The organism is Hydrogenophaga taeniospiralis (assembly GCF_020510445.1).
Taxonomy (GTDB): Bacteria; Pseudomonadota; Gammaproteobacteria; order Burkholderiales; family Burkholderiaceae_C; genus Hydrogenophaga.
This window is the reverse complement of record NZ_JAHBAG010000001.1, coordinates 4,119,630-4,138,493: the sequence shown is the minus strand read 5'-3', so window position 1 is coordinate 4,138,493 and position 18,864 is coordinate 4,119,630. Positions and strand designations below refer to the sequence as shown.

The 18,864-nt window shown below is 67.7% G+C and carries 21 protein-coding genes; 12 read left to right on the top strand and 9 right to left on the bottom strand.

What is annotated here, in order from left to right; all coding sequences use genetic code 11:
* Window positions 1-49: 49 nt before the first annotated feature.
* Complete coding sequence (locus KIH07_RS19875) at window positions 50-1,591, bottom strand: sensor histidine kinase (RefSeq protein ID WP_226493609.1); 1,542 nt, start codon at window positions 1,589-1,591, stop codon at window positions 50-52.
* Window positions 1,588-2,325 (bottom strand): response regulator transcription factor, encoded by a 738-nt coding sequence (locus KIH07_RS19870; protein WP_226493608.1) that lies wholly within the window; start codon window positions 2,323-2,325, stop codon window positions 1,588-1,590. Before KIH07_RS19870 ends, KIH07_RS19875 begins: the two co-directional genes overlap by 4 nt.
* Window positions 2,326-2,447: 122 nt before the next feature.
* Between KIH07_RS19870 and KIH07_RS19865 the strand changes: the two genes are divergently transcribed.
* Window positions 2,448-2,972, top strand: a complete 525-nt coding sequence (locus tag KIH07_RS19865) for an RNA polymerase sigma factor (protein ID WP_226493607.1) — start codon at window positions 2,448-2,450, stop codon at window positions 2,970-2,972.
* A gap of 148 nt (window positions 2,973-3,120) precedes the next feature.
* Window positions 3,121-4,038, top strand: a complete 918-nt coding sequence (gene ppk2, locus KIH07_RS19860; RefSeq protein WP_226493606.1) for a polyphosphate kinase 2 — start codon at window positions 3,121-3,123, stop codon at window positions 4,036-4,038.
* Between the two features lie 125 nt (window positions 4,039-4,163).
* Here ppk2 and KIH07_RS19855 read toward each other — a convergent pair whose 3' ends face one another.
* Complete coding sequence (locus KIH07_RS19855; protein ID WP_226493605.1) at window positions 4,164-5,219, bottom strand: extracellular solute-binding protein; 1,056 nt, start codon at window positions 5,217-5,219, stop codon at window positions 4,164-4,166.
* 99 nt (window positions 5,220-5,318) lie between these two features.
* Between KIH07_RS19855 and KIH07_RS19850 the strand changes: the two genes are divergently transcribed.
* The gene (locus KIH07_RS19850) at window positions 5,319-6,242 is read left to right on the top strand and encodes a patatin-like phospholipase family protein (protein ID WP_226493604.1); all 924 of its coding nucleotides are present in this window, start codon (window positions 5,319-5,321) and stop codon (window positions 6,240-6,242) included.
* Window positions 6,243-6,462: 220 nt separating this feature from the next.
* Here KIH07_RS19850 and KIH07_RS19845 read toward each other — a convergent pair whose 3' ends face one another.
* The gene (locus KIH07_RS19845) at window positions 6,463-7,005 is read right to left on the bottom strand and encodes a phasin family protein (protein ID WP_226493603.1); all 543 of its coding nucleotides are present in this window, start codon (window positions 7,003-7,005) and stop codon (window positions 6,463-6,465) included.
* A 257-nt stretch (window positions 7,006-7,262) separates the two neighbouring features.
* Between KIH07_RS19845 and KIH07_RS19840 the strand changes: the two genes are divergently transcribed.
* The 3 genes from KIH07_RS19840 (at window position 7,263) to KIH07_RS19830 (ending at window position 9,545) form a co-directional block, all read left to right on the top strand.
* The gene (locus tag KIH07_RS19840; RefSeq protein WP_226493602.1) at window positions 7,263-8,282 is read left to right on the top strand and encodes a histone deacetylase; all 1,020 of its coding nucleotides are present in this window, start codon (window positions 7,263-7,265) and stop codon (window positions 8,280-8,282) included.
* Window positions 8,279-8,737 (top strand): acyl-CoA thioesterase, encoded by a 459-nt coding sequence (locus KIH07_RS19835; RefSeq protein WP_226493601.1) that lies wholly within the window; start codon window positions 8,279-8,281, stop codon window positions 8,735-8,737. Before KIH07_RS19840 ends, KIH07_RS19835 begins: the two co-directional genes overlap by 4 nt.
* 73 nt (window positions 8,738-8,810) lie before the next feature.
* Window positions 8,811-9,545: a nitroreductase gene (locus tag KIH07_RS19830; RefSeq protein WP_226493600.1), complete on the top strand. Its 735-nt coding sequence runs from the start codon at window positions 8,811-8,813 to the stop codon at window positions 9,543-9,545.
* 114 nt (window positions 9,546-9,659) lie between these two features.
* Here KIH07_RS19830 and KIH07_RS19825 read toward each other — a convergent pair whose 3' ends face one another.
* On the bottom strand, window positions 9,660-10,478 hold the full coding sequence (locus KIH07_RS19825) for a hypothetical protein (RefSeq protein ID WP_226493599.1): 819 nt from the start codon (window positions 10,476-10,478) through the stop codon (window positions 9,660-9,662).
* A gap of 180 nt (window positions 10,479-10,658) precedes the next feature.
* On the opposite strand from KIH07_RS19825, the gene KIH07_RS19820 reads away from it, so the two are divergent.
* Both KIH07_RS19820 and KIH07_RS19815 read left to right on the top strand, forming a co-directional pair.
* Window positions 10,659-11,006 carry an FKBP-type peptidyl-prolyl cis-trans isomerase gene (locus KIH07_RS19820; RefSeq protein ID WP_226493598.1) on the top strand — a complete coding sequence of 116 codons (348 nt, stop codon included), beginning with the start codon at window positions 10,659-10,661 and terminating at the stop codon, window positions 11,004-11,006.
* Window positions 11,007-11,147: 141 nt separating this feature from the next.
* Complete coding sequence (locus KIH07_RS19815; protein WP_226493597.1) at window positions 11,148-12,143, top strand: 2-hydroxyacid dehydrogenase; 996 nt, start codon at window positions 11,148-11,150, stop codon at window positions 12,141-12,143.
* A gap of 44 nt (window positions 12,144-12,187) precedes the next feature.
* On the opposite strand, the gene KIH07_RS19810 is transcribed toward KIH07_RS19815, so the two are convergent.
* From KIH07_RS19810 to KIH07_RS19795, 4 genes are all read right to left on the bottom strand, one after another.
* Window positions 12,188-13,204 carry an ankyrin repeat domain-containing protein gene (locus KIH07_RS19810; RefSeq protein WP_226493596.1) on the bottom strand — a complete coding sequence of 339 codons (1,017 nt, stop codon included), beginning with the start codon at window positions 13,202-13,204 and terminating at the stop codon, window positions 12,188-12,190.
* Window positions 13,201-13,776: an RNA polymerase sigma factor gene (locus KIH07_RS19805; protein WP_226493595.1), complete on the bottom strand. Its 576-nt coding sequence runs from the start codon at window positions 13,774-13,776 to the stop codon at window positions 13,201-13,203. The genes KIH07_RS19810 and KIH07_RS19805 overlap by 4 nt, the downstream gene beginning before the upstream one ends.
* Before the next feature lie 59 nt (window positions 13,777-13,835).
* Entirely contained in the window at window positions 13,836-14,750 is a 915-nt protein-coding gene (locus KIH07_RS19800) for a hypothetical protein (RefSeq protein WP_226493594.1), read from the bottom strand.
* Window positions 14,751-14,849: 99 nt separating this feature from the next.
* Window positions 14,850-15,782 (bottom strand): LysR family transcriptional regulator, encoded by a 933-nt coding sequence (locus tag KIH07_RS19795; protein ID WP_226493593.1) that lies wholly within the window; start codon window positions 15,780-15,782, stop codon window positions 14,850-14,852.
* 203 nt (window positions 15,783-15,985) lie between these two features.
* On the opposite strand from KIH07_RS19795, the gene KIH07_RS19790 reads away from it, so the two are divergent.
* The 4 genes from KIH07_RS19790 (at window position 15,986) to KIH07_RS19775 (ending at window position 18,643) form a co-directional block, all read left to right on the top strand.
* The gene (locus tag KIH07_RS19790; protein ID WP_226493592.1) at window positions 15,986-16,609 is read left to right on the top strand and encodes a DUF4148 domain-containing protein; all 624 of its coding nucleotides are present in this window, start codon (window positions 15,986-15,988) and stop codon (window positions 16,607-16,609) included.
* 128 nt (window positions 16,610-16,737) lie between these two features.
* A complete protein-coding gene (locus tag KIH07_RS19785) occupies window positions 16,738-17,121 on the top strand; it encodes a hypothetical protein (protein ID WP_226493591.1) in 384 nt (127 codons plus the stop codon).
* A gap of 130 nt (window positions 17,122-17,251) precedes the next feature.
* On the top strand, window positions 17,252-17,521 hold the full coding sequence (locus KIH07_RS19780; protein ID WP_226493590.1) for a MoaD/ThiS family protein: 270 nt from the start codon (window positions 17,252-17,254) through the stop codon (window positions 17,519-17,521).
* 27 nt (window positions 17,522-17,548) lie between these two features.
* The gene (locus KIH07_RS19775) at window positions 17,549-18,643 is read left to right on the top strand and encodes a WD40/YVTN/BNR-like repeat-containing protein (protein ID WP_226493589.1); all 1,095 of its coding nucleotides are present in this window, start codon (window positions 17,549-17,551) and stop codon (window positions 18,641-18,643) included.
* Window positions 18,644-18,864 lie beyond the last annotated feature (221 nt).

Genomic DNA, 18,864 nt, shown 5'->3' with positions numbered 1-18,864 from the left:
AGTTGACGTTGACGTAAACGTCAATTATCGCTTACGTGCCCGGCCGGCTTCAGGCGGCCGGGAGTTCCAGGGTGACGTCGGTGCCGTGGCCCGGTTCACTGGACACGTGCAGCCAGCCGCCGTGCAGATCGACGATGCGTTTCACGATCGCCAGGCCCAGACCTTTGCCGCCTTCGCCGGTGGCGGGCGCCACGCTGGATCGGCTCTGGTAGAAGCGGTCGAACAGGCGGGGGATCTCCTGGGCCGGAATGCCCGACCCGTTGTCGTTCACCCGCACCGTGACCACCTCGCCGTGTGTGCTGGTGCGGTGGTCGGCGCTCAGCTGGATCACGCTGCCGCTGCCCGAGAACTTGAGCGCGTTGTCCACCAGGTTGGCCACCGCGCGTTCGAACAATTCGATGTCCACCGCGGCCAGCGCGGGGCGTTGTGGGGCGCCGGGGCGCTCGGCCATCTGCAGGCGAATGCCCTGAAGGCGCGCCCGCTCGGCAAAACGCATGACCACGTCGTCCAGCAGCTCGCCCAGGTCCAGCACCTCGGCGTTGAGCTTGAAAGCCGGTTCGTCCAAGCGCGCCAGATCCCCCAGGCTTTGGACGAGGCGGGTCGCGTTGTGCGTGTTGCGCAAGGCCACCGCGACCAGCCGGCGGTCTTCGTCGCGGGTGGCGTCGCCGGTCCAGCGGGCGTCGAGGGTTTCGAGGCAGGCGGTGGTGGCGGTCAGCGGCGAGCGCAGATCGTGCGAGAGGTTGCTCACGCCCTCGCGGCGGAAGTGGTCCAGGCGCCGCAGCGTGCTCCACTGCCGCCGCAGGGTCTGGAGCATGGCGTCGATGCCGCCCGCGAGCTGGCCGAATTCATCGTTGCCATGGGCATCGGGCAGGTCGAGCGATGGACCCGGCCCGTCCGGGTCGCTCGAGGCCATACCTTCGAGGCCTTCCTGCGTGACCCGGCCGACCGATTGGGTGAGTCGCGACAGCGGGCGCGTGATGGTGGCGGTGGCCCAGGTGGCAAGCAGGGTGGCGAAGGCCACCACCGCGAGCACCATCAGCAAGGCGGGCTGGGACAGCGTGCTGCGCAGGGCCGCCATGCGCCCCTCGCCGAAAGCGCGGGGGCGCGAGACCAGATACAGGTAGCCGTCGACGGGCCGGTTGGGCTGTATGGCGGCGAACCGCAAAGGGCGCGCCGCGATGACCACGCGCTTGTCCATGTGCTCGGGGTCGTCGCCCAGCACATAGGGCATGGGCGTGTCGCCAGCGGCCTCCAGGACCGGCCCGATGCGCACCTTGAAACCCGGCGCGAGTTGGGCCTTTCCGGTGGAGCTGAGCACGGTGCCCTGCGTGTCCAGCAGGTAGAGCTGGGTGTCGGGCTCGTAGAGCACCAGGTTGGACAGGAAGTCGTCGAAGTCTTCGCCAAAACGCGACCGCATCCCCAGCAGGTCGTTGTGCTGCAGGACCACGCGTTTCAGGAAAGCGTCGGCCCGGTAGTAGGCCGACTCGTGTTCAAAACGCTCATAGGCCAGCACGATGGCGACCACCACGCCCAGCGCGGTGAACAGACCGGTGAGGAAGATCGTGAGGGCGATCTTGAGGCGAACCTTCATGGTTCAGTGCCAGGGCGCTCGCGCATCTTGTAGCCGGCACCCCGCACGGTGAGGATGAACTCCGGGCGCAGCGGGTCGGCCTCCAGCTTCGCACGCAAGCGGTTGATGTGGGTGGTCACCGTGTGTTCGTAGCCGTCGTGCGTGTAGCCCCAGACGGCGTTGAGCAGCTGCCCGCGTGAAAACACGTGGCCGGGGTGCTGGGCGAAATGCAGCAGGAGGTCGAATTCGAGCGCCGTGAAATCGAGCGCCATGCCGCGCACTCGGGCCACGCGCTTGACCTGTTGGATCTCCAGCTCGCCGTTGACCAACCAGACGCTGGTGTCCGCGGCCTGGCTCTGGGCCGCCTGCGCCGCGCGCAGCAACTCCGAGCGGCGCAACAGCGCCTTCACGCGCGCCAGCAATTCGGCGATGGAGAAGGGCTTGGTGAGGTAGTCGTCGGCCCCGAGCTCCAGGCCCAGCACCCGGTCGAGCTCGGTGGATTTTGCGGTGAGCATCAGGATGGGGGTGTGGTCGCCACGGGCGCGCAAGGTCTTGCACACCTCCAGCCCGTCCAGGCCCGGCATCATCAGATCGAGCACCAGCAGGTCGTGTCCCGCCGTGGTCTGCAGCGCCAGCGCCGACGGTCCGTCGCGGGTTTCGCTCACGCCATAGCCGGCACCGCGCAGGTTCAGGGCCAGCAGGTCCCGGATGTCGGTCTGGTCCTCGGCGATCAGGATCTGCTTCATGGCGTTCATGGGAGTGGGTCCGCTGCGTGAGCGATTTCTTACGCGATTGTTATCGAAATGTGATCTTTCGATAGCGGGCTGTGATCTGGGCTGACCACATTGGAGGCACCGAACCCGACCTGGAGCCCGCCATGAACACCTCCCACTTGTCTGCCTTGCCAACGCCCAACCTGGGCACCGTCTGCTGGACGGAGATGGTGAGCCACCGGAGCTATCTGATCCGCTTTGCCCAGCGCAAGCTCCACGACCCGATGCTGGCTGAGGACTTGGTCCACGACGTGTTCGAGGCGGTGATGTCCGGATGCGCCGCGTTTTCCGGCCGCAGCGCGCTGCGCAGCTGGCTCACCGGCATCCTGAAGAACAAGCTGGTCGATCTGATCCGGGACCGCGCCCGCTACCAGGAGATGGACGCCGAAGACGACGATGCCGTGTCATTCGAATGCGACGCCGCCCGCCCGGACGAACTGGCCGAGCACCGCGAGCGCCTGGCGCAGACCCTGGCGCGCATCGAAGACCTGCCCCAGGGTTTGCGCGATGTGATGCGCTGGCGCGTGCTGCACGACGACGACACCGAGGTGGTGTGCGAGCGTCTGGCGATCAGCCAGGACAGCCTGTTCGTGCGCCTGCACCGGGCGCGCAAACAACTGCTGTGCTGAAAGCCCGCAGGGTCGTTGTGCCGTGGACCTCGACCGCAGCCCAGGTGGCGTTGCTGGAACTGTCACCGGTTTGGCACCCGGTTTTCACCAACCTGTCACACAGGGGCGGTAGCCTGCGGTCACCATTGACCCGCGCACGGAGCCGCCCATGTTTGACAGCCACGACGAGTTGCTCGCCCGCATCCACAACGACCTCATGGACGGCTACGACGAAGAGCTGGAGATGGAGATCGAAGACCGCCACGTGGACGCGCTCGGCGGTGCGCTGGACCCCGAAGCGCTGCGGCAGCAGAAAGAGAGTCGGCGCACGTATTTCCGCGAACTGTTCCGCCTGCAGGCCGAGCTGGTGAAGCTGCAGGACTGGGTGCAGGCCACCGGGCACAAGGTGGTGATCGTGTTCGAGGGGCGCGACGCGGCCGGCAAGGGCGGGGTGATCAAACGCATCACCCAGCGCCTGAACCCGCGTGTGTGCCGCGTGGTCGCGCTGCCAGCGCCCAACGACCGCGAGCGCACGCAATGGTACTTCCAGCGCTACGTGCCGCACCTGCCGGCGGGCGGCGAGATCGTGCTGTTCGACCGCAGCTGGTACAACCGCGCCGGCGTGGAAAAGGTGATGGGCTTCTGCACCGAGGAGCAGTACGAAGCCTTCTTCCGCGACGTGCCCGAGTTCGAGAAGATGATCGCGCGCTCGGGCATCCAGCTCATCAAGTACTGGTTCTCGGTGTCCGACGCCGAACAGGAACTGCGCTTTCTCGGCCGCATCCACGACCCGCTCAAGCAATGGAAGCTCAGCCCCATGGACCTGGAGAGCCGCCGCCGCTGGGAGCTCTACACCAAGGCCAAGGAAGTGATGCTGGAGCGCACCCATATCCCCGAGTCGCCCTGGTGGGTGGTGCCGGCCGACGACAAGAAAAAGGCCCGCCTCAACTGCATCCACCACCTGCTGTCACAGATGCCGTACCACGAGATCGAACGCCCGGGCATCGAACTGCCCGAACGCATGCGCCACGAAGACTACCGCCGCCACCAAGTGCCGGGCGAGATCTACGTACCGCAAGTGTTCTAAAAAGCCAAAGGCCCGCAACAGCGGGCCTTTGGCTTTGAACCGGGAACGCGGTGGAACCGGCTTCGCCGGGCCACTCGCGTTGTCCCCCTTCGGGGGGAAGCCGCGAAGGCGGCGCAGGGGGGTACTTACTTATAGCCCACGCGGTCCAGCATCTGCTGCACCTTGGTCATGTTCTTCGCCACAACGCCCAGCGGAATCTGCTCGGCCTTGAAGTTGTCGCCGCCCATGGCCTTGATGGCCGGGTTGTCCACCTTCAGACCCTTGGCGGCCGGGAACTCGTTGTTGCCGTTGGCGAAGTAGTCCTGTGCGAAGGGGCTGGACAGGAACTCCATGAAGGCGATGGCGTTGTCCTTGTTCTTGGCGTGTTTGGCCACGGCCGCGCCGGCGATGTTCACGTGGGTGCCGCTGGTGCCCTGGTTGGGGAACACCACGCGCACTTTTTCCATCACCGCGCGGTCCTCGGGTTTGCTGGACTTGATCAGGCGGGCCACGTAGTAGGTGTTGGTCAGTGCCACACCGCATTCGCCGGAGGCCACGGCCTTGACCTGATCGGTGTCACCGCCCTTGGGAGCGCGTGCCATGTTGTCCACCACGCCCTTGAGCCAGGCTTCACCCTTGGCATCGCCCAGGCGCTCGACCACGGTGGAGAACAGCGACATGTTGTAGGGGTGCGAGCCCGAGCGGGTGCAGACCAGGCCCTTGAGCTTGGGGTCCGCCAGTTGTTCGTAGGTGGCCACGTCGTCGGCCTTGACACGCAGCGGGTCGTACACGATCACGCGGGCGCGGGTGGAGAAGCCGGTCCAGGTCACGCCATCCTTCGTTGCGTCCGCACGCAGGTTGGCGGGAATGGCAGCGTCCAGTTTGGCCGACTTGATCGGCTGGAACAGGCCTTGGCTGTCGGCGCTGGCCATGCGGGCCGCGTCCACCAGCATGATCACATCGGCGGGCGAGGCGGCGCCCTCGGCGCGCAGGCGCGCCACAATGCCCGCGTCGTCCGCGTCCACCCGGTTGATCTTGATGCCCGTGGTCCTGGTGAACGTGTCGTACATCACCTCGTCGGTCTGGTAGTGACGGGCGGAGTACAGATTGAGCACCTTGTCCTGGGCCAGTGCCTGGCTCTGGATGGCCAGGGCGCAGGCGGCGGTGGCCAGAACGACGGGAAGCTTGACGGTGTTTCGCATGGGTGGGGCTTTCAGGATGGCAAGGAATCCCGCGCATGGCTGGAAACATCCAGTAACGCAGGCAGGTTTAAACTGTAAAAGATGCTAACACAAACACGAATGCTTCTTAATAAGTTCCTGTTGACCTGGGTCAATGTCCTGGCACTGGCGGTGCTCGCTGGCTGCTCCATCCTGCCCATGGGCACGCCCAAGCCGTCTCCCGGGCCCGAGGTCACGGTGCCCCCGGACGTAGCGCCCGCGCGCCGGCCGCCCCGCCTGGGTCTGGCGCTGGGTGGCGGCGCAGCGCGGGGTTTCGCCCATGTCGGGGTGATCCAGGTGCTGGAGCAAAACGGCATCCGGCCGGATCTGGTGGTCGGCACCTCCGCGGGCAGCCTGGTCGCGGCGCTCTACGCCAGCGGCAAGAGCGCCGCCGAGCTCGAACGCGCCGCGCTTACCATGGAGGAGGCCGCGCTGACCGACTGGACCATGCCCTTGTTCAGCCGCGGCATGCTGCGCGGCGAGGCGCTGGCGCGCTATGTGCGCCAGGCCGTCGATGGGCGCCGGATCGAAGACATGGCACTGCCCCTGGGCATTCTGGCCACCGATCTGGGAACCGGGCAGGGCGTGCTGTTCCGGCGTGGCGATGCTGCCCAGGCGGTGCGGGCGTCGAGCGCGGTGCCGGGTGTCTTCAACCCCGTGAGCATCACGGGCCGCGACTATGTGGACGGTGGGCTGGTGGCGCCCGTGCCGGTGAGTCAGGCGCGCGCCATGGGGGCCGAGGTGGTGTTGGCGGTGGACATTTCCAATGTGCCCGAGGGGAACCAACCCAACGGCAGCCTGCAGGTGCTGTTGCAGACCTTTGCCATCATGGGGCAGACCATCAACAAGTACGAGCTCGCGGGGGCCGACGTATTGCTTCGGCCGGCACTGACCGGCGTGGGCAGTGCGGACTTCGCGGCCCGCCAGCGCTCCATCGAGGCGGGGCGGGTGGCCATGCGTGCAGCCATGCCACGGCTGAAGGCACAGCTGGCGCAACTGAAGTAGCTGTGTTTGCGGCGGCCATAAAAAAAGCCCTCACTTTGCAGCGAGGGCTTAAGGGGTCCGATGAAACCGAATTTCGAAAAGGACCCGAGGAGACAACCAGAAAAAACGGACCAGATGAATGGCGCCGCCTTCCGAGGTCTGGCGCCATCATGCCGTGACCATATGGTGGTCGATTTGACCGAAGTCAAGACCCCGATCAACGGCACGATTGCGGGTCAGTTCAACGTTTCTTGGCAGCGGCCTTGGTGGCGCTGACGGCTTGCGAAGTCACGGTGTTGAAGTTGGCTTCGGCCATTTCGGTGGCTTGCTTGACAGCCTTCTGCACCGATTCCATGGCGTTGTTGGCGGCAGAGACGGCGCTCTTCATCACGGCCACGGCGGTTTCGGAACCGGCGGGAGCGTTCTTGGAAGCGTTGTCCACGACGGACATGAATTTCTTCTGTGCGTCGGCGGCCTGGGCTTCAGCGGCCTTGCCGAATTCGGCGCCGGTGCCCGAAGCGATGTCGTACAGGTGGCGGCTGTAGGCCACGGTCTTTTCGGCCAGGGGCTGCATCAGGCTGGCTTGCAGCGTCAGCAGTTCCTGTGCGTCTTTCACGCTCAGGATGGCTTGGGCGCTGTTGGCGGATTCGGAAAGGGCGGCCTTGGTGGCCTGCACATTGAGCTCGACCAGTTTTTCAACGCCTTCGAAGGCTTTCTGGGTCAGGCCGAAAATGGTTTCGATGTTGGCTTTCTGGGCGGCAACGATTTGTTCAGCGGTCAACATAGTGAATACTCCTTGAGTTTGGTTTACAGGTTTAGTTGAGAGCTGCTCGAGAACACCGCGCTGTCTGTACGCTGTTGTTTTCGTTCGCTTTGCTGCGCTGCAACATGACTCGAATTATAGGGATAACCCGATCGAGCGCAAGTGGTTTTTGTTGCACTGCAGCAATCTAGGGGCGGTTTTCTAAAACACGGGCGATCCACCCCGGTTTCCCGCTGCGGACACAATGGGTTCGCCCATCTGTCGAGGTCCCGCCCGCCGTGCACGCTTACTACGCCGACCACTTCATCCTGCCCCTACCCAGTGGCCACCGCTTTCCGATGGCCAAATACGGGCGCTTGCGCGAGCGCCTCGCCGCCGAATGGCCGCAGGTGCGTCTGGGGCAGGCGCTGCCCGCCAGCGACGGCGAGCTGGCGCTGGTGCACACGCCGGGCTATATCGGCGCCATCCGTCAGGGCACGCTGGAAGCCAGTGCGCAGCGCGAAATCGGTTTCCCCTGGAGCCCGGCCATGTGCGAACGGGCCCGGCGCTCGGTGGGTGCAACCATCCAGGCCTGTCGCGATGCGATGGCGGGCGATGGGCTGGCGGCCAACCTGGCCGGGGGCACGCACCACGCCTACGCCCACAAAGGCAGCGGCTTCTGCGTCTTCAACGACGCCGCCGTGGCGACCCGGCTGATGCAGGCCGAACACGCGCGCCATCACCGCGCCCGCGGGCCGTTGCGCGTAGCCATCATCGATCTGGACGTGCACCAGGGCAACGGCACGGCCAGCGTCTTCGCCACCGACGACTCGGTGTTCACGCTCTCGCTGCACGGTGCGAAGAACTTCCCCTTTCGCAAGGAGCCGAGCGACCTCGACGTGGAACTGCCCGACGGCTGCGGCGATGCCGAGTACATGGAGGCGCTGGAGCGTGCGCTCGACGAGTTGGCGCGCCGCTTCGATCCCGGTCTGGTGATCTACCTGGCCGGCGCCGACCCGCACGAGGGCGACCGCCTTGGGCGTCTGAAGCTCAGCTTCGACGGGCTGGAAGCGCGCGATCGCCGCGTGATGGACTGGGCCTGGCAGCGCCGCCTGCCGCTGGCCTTTGCCATGGCCGGTGGCTACGGCACCGACATGGAGGCCACGGTGCAGGCGCAGGTGAACACCTACCGCGTGGCCCTGGACTACCACGCGCGCTGGGCCGCGTTGGCCCGGCGCGCGGCACCCGATGCCCCTGTGCCCACGGCGACGTGGGCGACACCCGGCGCCGAGCCCCGCTGGCAGAATGCCGCGCCATGAACACGAGCGCCCCAGCAACCCTCGCCGCGCGCCCCCAGGCCAAGGCCCGGGACCACTACCGCGTCTTCCGCGCCATCGGTACGCGCTGGAGCGACAACGACATCTACGGCCACGTCAACAACGTCGTCTACTACAGCTGGTTCGACACCGCCGTGAACGCCTGGCTGATCGAGCGGGGTGCGCTGGACATTCACGGTGGCGGGGTCATTGGTCTCGTGGTGGAGACCCAGTGCAATTACTTCGCGCCGCTGGCGTTCCCGCAAGCCGTGGAGGCCGGCCTGCGCGTGGCCCACCTGGGCAGCTCCAGCGTGCGCTACGAGGTGGGTCTTTTTGCGCAGGACAGCGACTCCGCCGCCGCCTGCGGTCACTTCGTCCACGTGTACGTGGACCGCGAAACACGCCGCCCCGTGCCCTTGCCGGCCGCGCTCAAGTCGGCGCTGGAGTCGATCCTGTGACAGCGGCAGCGCCTTGCCGGGGTTCTTGACATAATTGACGTTTACGTAAACGTCAATAAAACGGAGATCACGCATGACCCTCAATCCCCCGTCTTCGGCCCCCGCGGCGCCCATCGACGCCGCCAGCGTGGACACCGCCATCACCAGCCGCATGTCGGTCCGCGCCTTCCTGCCCCAACCGGTGCTGCGCGAGACCATCGAGCACCTGTTGCGCGTGGCCAGCCGTGCACCGTCGGGCACCAACACCCAGCCCTGGAGGGTCTACGTGCTCCAGGGTGCGAGCCGCGACACGCTGGTGGAGAAATGTTGTGCCGCGCACGACGCCCTGCGTGCCGATCCGTCGCTGGCGTCCGAGTACCGGGAGGAATACGACTACTACCCGGAGAAGTGGGTCAGCCCCTATATCGACCGCCGACGTGAAAACGGCTGGGGGCTCTACGGCCTGCTCGGCATCACCAAGGGCGACAAGGACAAGATGCACGCGCAGCACCAGCGCAACTTCCGTTTCTTCGACGCGCCCGTGGGGCTCATGTTCACGCTCGACCGCGTGATGGGCCGTGGCTCGCTGGTGGACTACGGCATGTTCATGCAGAACCTCATGGTCGCCGCGCGCGGCCACGGCCTGCACACCTGCCCCCAGGCGGCCTGGAACGGTTTCGCGAAGATCATCCTGCCCCACATCGGCGCGGGCGAGAACGAGATGCTGGTCTGCGGCATGTCGCTCGGCTACGCCGACCCGGCCGACAAGGTCAACACTTTCGTCACGCCGCGCGAACCGGTCGAGAGCTTCACGCACTGGCTGGCGTAAAGCACCCCCCTGCGTCGCTTCGCGTCACCCCCCCCAGGGGGGCGCCACCAGCCGTCTGGCAAAGCCAGCCCGGCGGTGGCCCCGGTTGGTGTTGCTTCAAGCGCAGGGGAGGGGTCACTCCGGGTCCGGCACGTAGCCCGGGTGTTCGCCGGGGAAGGCGCGGGGATGGTATTCACGCGGCGGGCGATGGTAGGTCGGAATGATGCCCATGGCCATGAGGTTGGCGCGGCTGTCGTAGCGGATGCGCACGATCTCATCGGGCCGTGAACTGCGTCGTTCGAAGTCGGTGCGGCCCACCGGGTCGCGTTCCCGATCGCCGTGGCCGGTGCCCAATTGGGGACCGGCGGCCGACGGCTCGCTCCAGCGTTGCGACTTCTCCTGGAACGCGGGGCCGGAATCCGTCCCCGGCACCGGTGCGCTGCGCTCGTAGGGACGGATCTCCGGCTCGGGCGCGCGGTAGAACCTGCGTTCGCGGAACACCGCCACGCCGATCACGCCGACATCGTCCGGGCGGCCGGTGCGCGCGGCGTAGGAGCGCGACAAGCGGGTGAATTCGAAGGCCGCGATCTCGCGGCGGCTCTTGCGCCAGCCGCTCACGTCGTAGCGCTGCCCCGGCGCGAGCACGTAGCCGGGCTGCTCGAAGTCCGCGGTCTCGCCGGTGATGACGTTCACCCCATCGACCGACACCACGTTGAGCAGCCGTCCGCGGGTGGGGTTGTACAGCTCCACCGCGTAGCGTGCGCCCGGCTCACCCGCCACCCAGAACTCGCCCCGGTGGCGGTAGAGCGGCAGGATTTCACCGCTGTCGCGGTTGATGATGCGCACATCGGCCAGTTGGCCCTGGGCCATGGCGGGCAGTGCCGTCAGCAAGGCCGTGCCGGCGATGGCGCCCAGCGCCATGCGGCGGGTGAGTGGGGAGGTCTTGGGGTTCATGTCGGGTCTCCTGACACCTGTGTTGGTTGGGAGTCTGCAGTACACACGGCGCGCGTTAACGCTTGCCATGGTCGATGAAAAGCTTGTGTAAATCCGTGTTGCCAATGGTGCGACGTGCGGGCTTTGCGCCGGGGCTGGAATAATCGCCCCTTCCCATTTAATACCATCCAAGGACATTTCATGATCACCACTCCCAGCGGCCTGCAATACGAAGACACCGTGGTCGGCGGCGGCGAAGTCGCCCAGGCCGGTCGCCCGGTGCAGGTGCACTACACCGGCTGGCTGTTCAACGACGGCGTGCAAGGCGCCAAGTTCGACTCCAGCAAGGACCGCGGCCAGCCTTTCGAATTCCCGCTCGGCGCTGGCCACGTCATCAAGGGTTGGGACGAAGGCGTGCAGGGCATGGCCGTGGGCGGCACGCGCCGCCTGGTCATCCCGGCCGCGCTCGGCTACGGCGCGCGCGGCGCGGGCGGGGTGATTCCGCCCAACGCCACGCTGCTGTTCGAGGTGGATCTCCTGGCGGTATAAGGCTCCCCCCTGCGCCGCTTCGCGGCTTCCCCCCAGGGGGACCACGCCCTTGGACCGGCGGAGCCGGATCTTCGGCGTGTGCTGGGTGGGTCCTCGCGCTCCGGATGAGCGCGGGTCAATCGTTTAAACCGGAGTCATGCCTTGACCCAACGCCCCGCCATCCTGATCGCACGTGCCGTGTTTCCCGAGGTGGTGGCGCGCCTGCGTGAGCATTTCGAGGTCGAGACCAACGAGCTGGACGCGCCCTTCACGCCCGCGCAGCTGATCGAGCGGCTGCAGGGCAAGGTGGGGGTGATGACCACGGGCAGCGAGCGGATCGACGCGGCGCTGCTGGCGGCCTGCCCGCAACTGCGTGTCGTGGCCAACATCGCGGTGGGCTACAACAATTTTGACGTGCCGGCCATGACGGCCGCCGGCGTGCTCGCGACCAACACACCCGACGTGTTGACCGAGACCACCGCCGACTTCGGTTTTGCATTGCTCATGGCCACGGCGCGGCGCATCAGCGAGAGCGAGCATTTCCTGCGCGCCGGTCAGTGGAACCGCTGGGCGCTGGACATGTTTGCCGGTGCCGAGGTGCACGGCAGCACGCTGGGCATCCTGGGCATGGGGCGCATTGGCCAAGGCATCGCCCGGCGCGGCGCGCACGGCTTTGGCATGAACGTGATCTACCACAACCGCTCGCGGCTCGACGCCGAGAGCGAAGCCGCCTGCCGGGCGCGCTACGTCAGCAAGGCCGAGCTGCTGCAACAGGCCGACCACCTGGTGCTCGTCGTGCCCTACAGCGCCGAATCGCACCACACCATCGGTGCGGCCGAGCTCGCGCAGATGAAGCCCACGGCCACACTGATCAACATCGCGCGCGGCGGCATCGTGGACGACGCGGCGCTGGCCGTGGCGCTGCGCGAGAAGCGCATCGCCGCTGCGGGGCTGGACGTGTTCGAGGGGGAACCCCGGGTGCACCCGGACCTGTTGACCGTGCCCAACGTGGTGCTCACGCCGCACATCGCCAGCGCCACCTTGCCCACCCGTCTGGCGATGGCGAATCTGGCGGCCGACAACCTGATCGCCTATCTGGGCACCGGGCAGGCACTGACCCCCCTGAATCCTTCGGTTCAGGCGGGCAGCGGGCGCTGACCGCCGTCTGATCACTGTCTGGCCGCTGGGCCAGTCCATGGGTGTCAGCGGTCCGGGTCCACCCGCAGCAGCGGCAACACCGCTTCTTCGCCGGCCTGGCGGGCGTGTTCGCTGGCGTTGCGCCCATCGTGGTCGGCGCGCCGAAGGTCGGCGCCCGCGCCCAGCAGCAGACGGATCAGCGCGGCGTCACCGCGCCGCGCGGCCCACATGAGCGCGGTGCGGCCGTCGGCGTCGACGCTGTTCACGTCAACCCCTTGCGCCAGCAGGCTGCGCACCGCCGCAGCATTGCCCCGTGCGGCGGCGTCCAGCAGCTCGGAACCCGCTGGGGAAACGCCGCGGCGGGCCACCCCCGCCCCCATCTGTTGGCGGGACGAGTCCATGGGCGCGGCCTGCACTGGAGCTGGTGCTGGCGCCGCAGCGCCAACCGCATCGGCCGCATCGCGGTTCGCGCTGGCTTCCTCGCGGGCCAGTGGGCTGGCCGGTGCCGGGCGCATGGACCCGGGGGCCCCGGGTGCGGCGCGCGGTGATGACAACGGAGCAGGAGCAGGCGGCGGCGCTGGAGGGGCAGCGGTCGCCGGCAGGGGTTCTGACGTCGCTTCGTTGCGTTGGCGTTGCGCTTTGGCCTTGGGAGCCGGGGCCGCCTCTTGGACCGGAGCGGGTTCCACCGCCTTTCGGGAGGTGTCTGCGGCCGGTGGTGTGGCTTCGGGTGCGGGTGCGGCCGATGGCGGGGCTGGCAGTCCGAACGCGGCCTCACGCTCCTCGGGTGTGCCGCGGTCGAACTGCAGGACCAGCAGGCCGACCAGGCCAAGCACGGCCACGCTGCCCAGGGCCCGCCAGGCCCAGCGGTGGTCGTTGGCGGCGGGCTGCGGTTTCACGCCGGGCGTGCCGGCACGGCTGGCGGACTGCGCGGCGGCCACACTGCGTGCGTGGGTCAGCACGGCGTCACGCAGCGCCGGGTCGGGGCGCGCGCTGTCGAGCGCGTTGGCCTCGTGGTAACGGCGCAGCAGCAGGTCCTCGGGGCCCGGGCCGTGCGCTGGCGGGTGTGGCTGGTCGCGGTTCATGCGTGCGCCTCCAGGGTTTCGCGCAGGCGGGCGCGGGCGTAGCGCAGCCGGCTCTTGGCCGTCTCCGGGCTGACGCCGGTGGTCTGTGCGATTTCGGCCAGGCTCAGGCCGCCTTCGGCCTGCAGCAGGAACGCTTCGCGCTGCGCAGCGGGCAAGGCCGCGAGCGCGTCCAGCAGGGCCTGCGCCTGTTCGCGCGAGGTCAGCTGGCGCTCGGGGCCGAAGCCGGATGCGGCCGCCAGCGTGTCGGCCAGCGTCGCGCCTTCTTCGGTCTGTGCGTCCAGGCTGGTGTGGTGCTTGTGGGTGCGCCAGTGGTCCACCAGGCGGTGGTGGGCCAGGGTGAAGAGCCAGGTCCGAAAGCGCGCGCGGGCTTCGTATGCCGGGGCCTGCCGCGCGAGGCTGAACCACACGTCCTGCACCAGGTCGTCGGCCAGGGCGCTGTTGTTCACGCTGCGCTGAACGAAGCGCCACACGGGCAGGGCGTGGCGGTCGTACAGGGTTTCGAAAGCGCGTGCGTCACCGGCCACAAAAGCGTGCATGAGTTGCTCGTCGCTGGGGGAACCGGCCGCGTCCATGCGACCGATTATGGTGCTGCGCCCCCGCGACGCATCCGCGTGTCCGGCCCCTCAGCCGCTCAGTTCGGATCGGGCGCGTAGCGCGGGTAGGGGGCGCCGGGGAAGGGGTTGGGGCGGTGGGGCATCGCATCGGGGGGGATGACGCCCATGGCGATCAGGTTCTCACGGCTGTCGTAGCGGATGCGGATCAGCTCATCGGGCCGCTGGCTGCGGCGCTCGAACGTGGTGTGGCCCACCCAGGAGCCCTCGCGCTCGCCGTGGCCGGTGCCCAGGCGCGGCGCCGGGCTGGCGGGCGCCATGCGGCGCGATGCCACGGCCTCTTCGCGCGCCAGGGAGCCGTCGTGCTGTGCCTTGGCCTCGGCAGCGGGCGCCGGTGGGGGTGGTGGCACGCTGCTCGGCGCGGCGCTGCTGTCCTGGCTCATGGCCTGGGCCGATTCCCCCGCGCCCAGGCGTTCGCGCAGGGGGGCCTGGCTGTAGGGCTCGGGCGCGATCACCGCGGGCATCGGTGTCTTTTCGCGGAACACGGCGACTCCGATCACGCCCACCTGGGCGGCCCGCCCGGTGCGCGCGGCGTAGGACGCGGGCGCTGCGGTGAAGTGGAATGCGGCCACCTCGGCGTCGCTCTTGCGCCAGCCGGTGATGTCGTAGCGCTGCCAGGGACTGAGCACGTAGCCGGTCTGCTCCCACGAGGCGGTTTCGCCCGAAACGACGTTCACCCCATCAACCGACACCACGCTCATGATGCGGGCGTCCAAGGTGTTGCGCACCGACACGGCGTAACGCGCGCCCGGGCGGCCGACCACCCAATGTTCACCCCGGTGCCGGATCACCGGCAGCACCTCGCCGCTGTCGCGGTCGATCACGTGGACGTCGGCGATCCGTCCGACGGCCTGGGCGGGCAGGGCGCTGAACAGGGCCAGGGCGGCGAGCGCGGGCAGAGCCAGGCGCTGAAGAGGGGAACGACGGGGTTTCATGAAAGCTCCAGAAAGTGGATGGAGCTCACTGAAACGAACGGGGTCGCCAAATGGGGTTGAGCCGCCGCAGGTTCTTGTGAAACCGGTTGTAACGGCGCTTCAGCAGGCCTCGCAGGCGGCCAGGGCGTTGACCACAGCCAGCTGGGTCTGCACGGTCAGGAAGTCCAGAAACACGCGGGTGCGCCGCGGCATGAACTTGCGGCTCGGCAGCGCGGCGTAGAGCGTGTAGCGGCCGGTGATCCAGGGCGCGAGCACGCGCACCAGGGCGCCTCTGGCCAGGTGGGGCGCCGCCAGTTCCACCGTGGTCGCCGCGATGCCGGCGCCGTCGAGCGCGGCGCGCAGCTGCGTGTCGGTGTGGTTGGTCCAGAGCACGGCAGGCACGTCGATTTCGACGCTCTCATCGGCCTTGTCCGACCGGAACAGCTGCCAGCCGAGTTTGCGGTGGTTGTCGGGTTTGATGCGCAGGCACTCGTGCTGGACGAGCTCGGCGGGCGTCTGCGGCGCGGGCCGGCGCGCGAGGTAGGCCGGCGAGGCCACCAGGATGGCTTCGCCAGAGATGATCTTGCGCGCGATCACGTCGGCATCGAAGGACGTGGGGGCGCCAAGCAGGGTGACGTCGTAGTCTTCGATCGGTGGCTCGCGGTGGTTGTTCACCTCGATGTCGAGCTGGATCTTGGGATAGGCCTGGCGGAAACCCGCGACCAGTGGCGCGAGGACGTGCGTGGCCAGCACCGGCGGGGCCAGGATGCGCAGCACCCCGGCGAGCTCGTTCGTGTGCGAGCTCACCAGCGCGTGGGCCTCGTCCAGGTCCTGCAGGATCTGGCGCACCCGTTCCAGGTAGGTTTCGCCCGCCTCGGTGAGCGACAGACGTCGGGTGGTCCGGTGCAGCAGCCGGGTGCCCAGGTGCTCTTCCAGATCGGCCACCAGACGGGTCACCACCGCCGGGGAGATGTCCAGGGCACGACCGGCGGCGGCAAAGCCGCCTTCGTCGATCACGCGCTGAAAAACACGCATGGAGGTCAGTCGGTCCATAGGGCAGTCTCCAGGGTTTCAAGGGGACATTGTTTCTGTTTCAGCAATATAGCAGAGAGGATTTGCCTGTTTTTCTATGGAAACGGAAACTTTAAAGTTCACCCCATCGCAGCGCAAAACCTCAATCAACGCTTCGATGCTGGGCAGACCCTGATGTGTTTTGCGGCCTTTCCAGCCTCACCAACCCTGAAAGGAAACTTGTCATGAAACGCTCTTACTTCACCGCCATCACCCTCGCCATTGCCACCCTGTCCGCCGGTCACGCCCTGGCGGCCGACCCCGCAACGGCCAAGACCCGCGAGCAGGTCCGCGCCGAGCTGCTGGAAGCCCAGCGCACCGGCAACATCGTGGCCAACGCCGAAACCGGCGAGTTGCAGAACCAGGTCTACCCGGGCCGCTATGCCGCCGAGGTGGTTGCCCAGGGCAAGACCCGCGCCGAAGTCCAGGCCGAGCTGCGCGACGCGGTCCGCACGGGCGACGTCGTGGCCAACAGCGAAACCGGTGAAACGTTGAGCCAGCTCCATCCGCAGAACTACCCCGCCCAGGTCGTGGCCCAGCCCAGGACGCGTGTGGAAGTTCAGGCCGAACTGCGCGAAGCGGTCCGCACGGGCGACCTCGTGGCCAACGCCGAAACCGGTGAAAAGCTGAACCAGGTGTACCCCGGCCGCTACGCTTCCGAGGCGGTGGCCCAGGGCAAGACCCGCGCCGAAGTCCGCGCCGAGCTGATCGAAGCCCAGCGCACGGGCGACATCGTGGCCAACGGCGAAACCGGCCAGAAGCTCAACGAGCTGTACCCGAACCGCTACTCCGCGAAGTCGGTGAACTGATCACCGGATGCCGGTTCGACAGCCTGGTGGCCACCAGCCACCAGGCTGTTGTCGCATCTGGCGCCGATGCGGCGGGCGGTCCGTGAAAGGCCATCTGGTACAACCGGGCTCCAACCGAGGAGCGCGTGATGAGTCAGTTCAACAAGGTGGTGCTGTACACCGACAGCGATGGCCGTGCGAAATTTCGCGAGGAGGCCGTGCCTCTGACCGAGGGCACGCCCGCGGCCCGGCTGTCGCCGCTCATGGCCAGCGGCGGCTACCAGTTGCGCCAGAGTCCGGTGGGCTTTCGCAGCCAGTTCCATTGCACCGGTGCGCCGCAGTGGCTGTTCGTGCTGCAGGGGCGGATGGAGATCGGTCTGCAGGATGGCAGCTCGCGCGTCTTTGGCCCGGGTGATCACTTCTATTCCGCCGACACCTTGCCCGAGGGCGCCACGTTCGACCCGAAGCTGCACGGCCACTGGAGCCGGCAGGTGGGGGACGAGCCGCTGGTGACCTTGTTCGTGCGAGGGTGATTCGGGTGCACGGCCCGACCCGTTGAGAGGAAAACCAGGCCCTGGTTTACAGCGGCTTACACGCCCCGCTGGCGCCGCTTGCACACGCCCGGGCAATGGCTGAAACTGGTGGACCCGCCCGTCAGCCGCCATGGTCCACGTCGAATTCGCCCCCAGCCTGCGCCGCCATGTGGACTGCGCGCCGCAGCAGGTCGTGCCCGGCACGCTGCGCGAGGTGCTGGAGACCGCGTTGAGGGCCGCCCCCGAACTCGCGCACTACGTGTTTGACGACCAGCGTGCGGTGCGCAAACACGTGGCGGTTTTCGTGAACCGGCAGATGGTGCAGGACCGTGTGACGTTGAATCAGGGTTTGGTGGCCGGCGACAAGGTGCTGGTCGTCCAGGCGCTGAGCGGCGGCTGAACCCCACATCGAACCAAGGAGCCGGACATGCAGCCACTGTTGGTCGCCACCCGAAAAGGCCTGTTCGTGTTGCGTGGTGCTGGCACGGACTGGACCATCGCCGCCCACCACTTCCCGGGTGAGCCCGTCACCAGCGTGCTGGCCGACGCCCGCGATGGGGCCTGGTACGCCGCGCTGCGCATGGGCCATTTCGGCGTCAAGCTGCGCCGCAGCGCCGACCAGGGCCAGACCTGGCAGGAGATCGCCGCACCGGCCTTTCCCCTCAAACCCACCGAAGGCCCCTGGGCCGACGATCCCACCCCGTGGAGCGTGGACCTCATCTGGTCGCTCGCGTCGGGTGGCCCGGACCAGCCCGGCACCCTGTGGGCGGGCTGCATCCCGGCCGGGCTGTTCCGCTCCAACGACGCTGGCGCCAGCTGGACGCTCAACACCGCGCTGTGGGAACAGCCGGGGCGCCGCGACTGGTTCGGTGGTGGTTACGACCACGCCGGCATCCACTCCATCGTGGTGGACCCGCGCGATGCGCGCCACGTGACGGTGGCCGTGTCCTGCGGTGGTGTCTGGCAGACGCACGATGGCGGCGAGCATTGGGCGCTCACCGCAGCGGGCATGAAGGCCGACTACCTGCCGGTCGAAAACGCCGAGGACGGCAATACGCAGGACCCCCATTGCCTGGTGCAATGCGCCGCCCATCCCGACGTGCTGTGGGTGCAGCACCACTGCGGCATCTACCGCTCGGACAACGGTGGCCAGCGGTGGACGGGCATCGACGCTCCTGTGCCGTCCGGCTTTGGCTTTGCGGTGGCCTGTGATCCGCAGAACCCCAAGAGCGCCTGGTTCGTGCCGGCACAGGCCGATGCCTGCCGCATCCCGGTGGACGGCCGCATGGTGGTGACGCGCACCGACGACGGTGGTGCCAGCTTCCGGGTCTTTTCCAGCGGTCTGCCGCAGACCCACGCCTACCACTTGGTCTATCGACACGGTCTGGCCGTGGCCGACAACGGTCAGACCCTGGCCATGGCCTCGACCACCGGTGGCCTGTGGCTGAGCGCCGACGCAGGCGAGCACTGGCGAGGCGTGTCCAACGACCTGCCACCGGTGGCGATGCTGCGCTTCGCCTGAAGCGTTTCCTTCCTCCCCCTTCCTGCGTTTCCGATCGCGCGGTTCGCGCCGTCGCGGCAGCGTCTGCGCCTGCACGAAAGGCATGGGCATCGGCGTGGTGAGCGCCGAAGTGCTGCCCGATTCCGTGCGAACAAACCCCTGGCGCGCGCCCAGATCGGCTGTGCCTTAAGTGATTTTTAAGTTTCCGCTCTTTACATTTTCCGGTTGGCTGCGACTTGGGC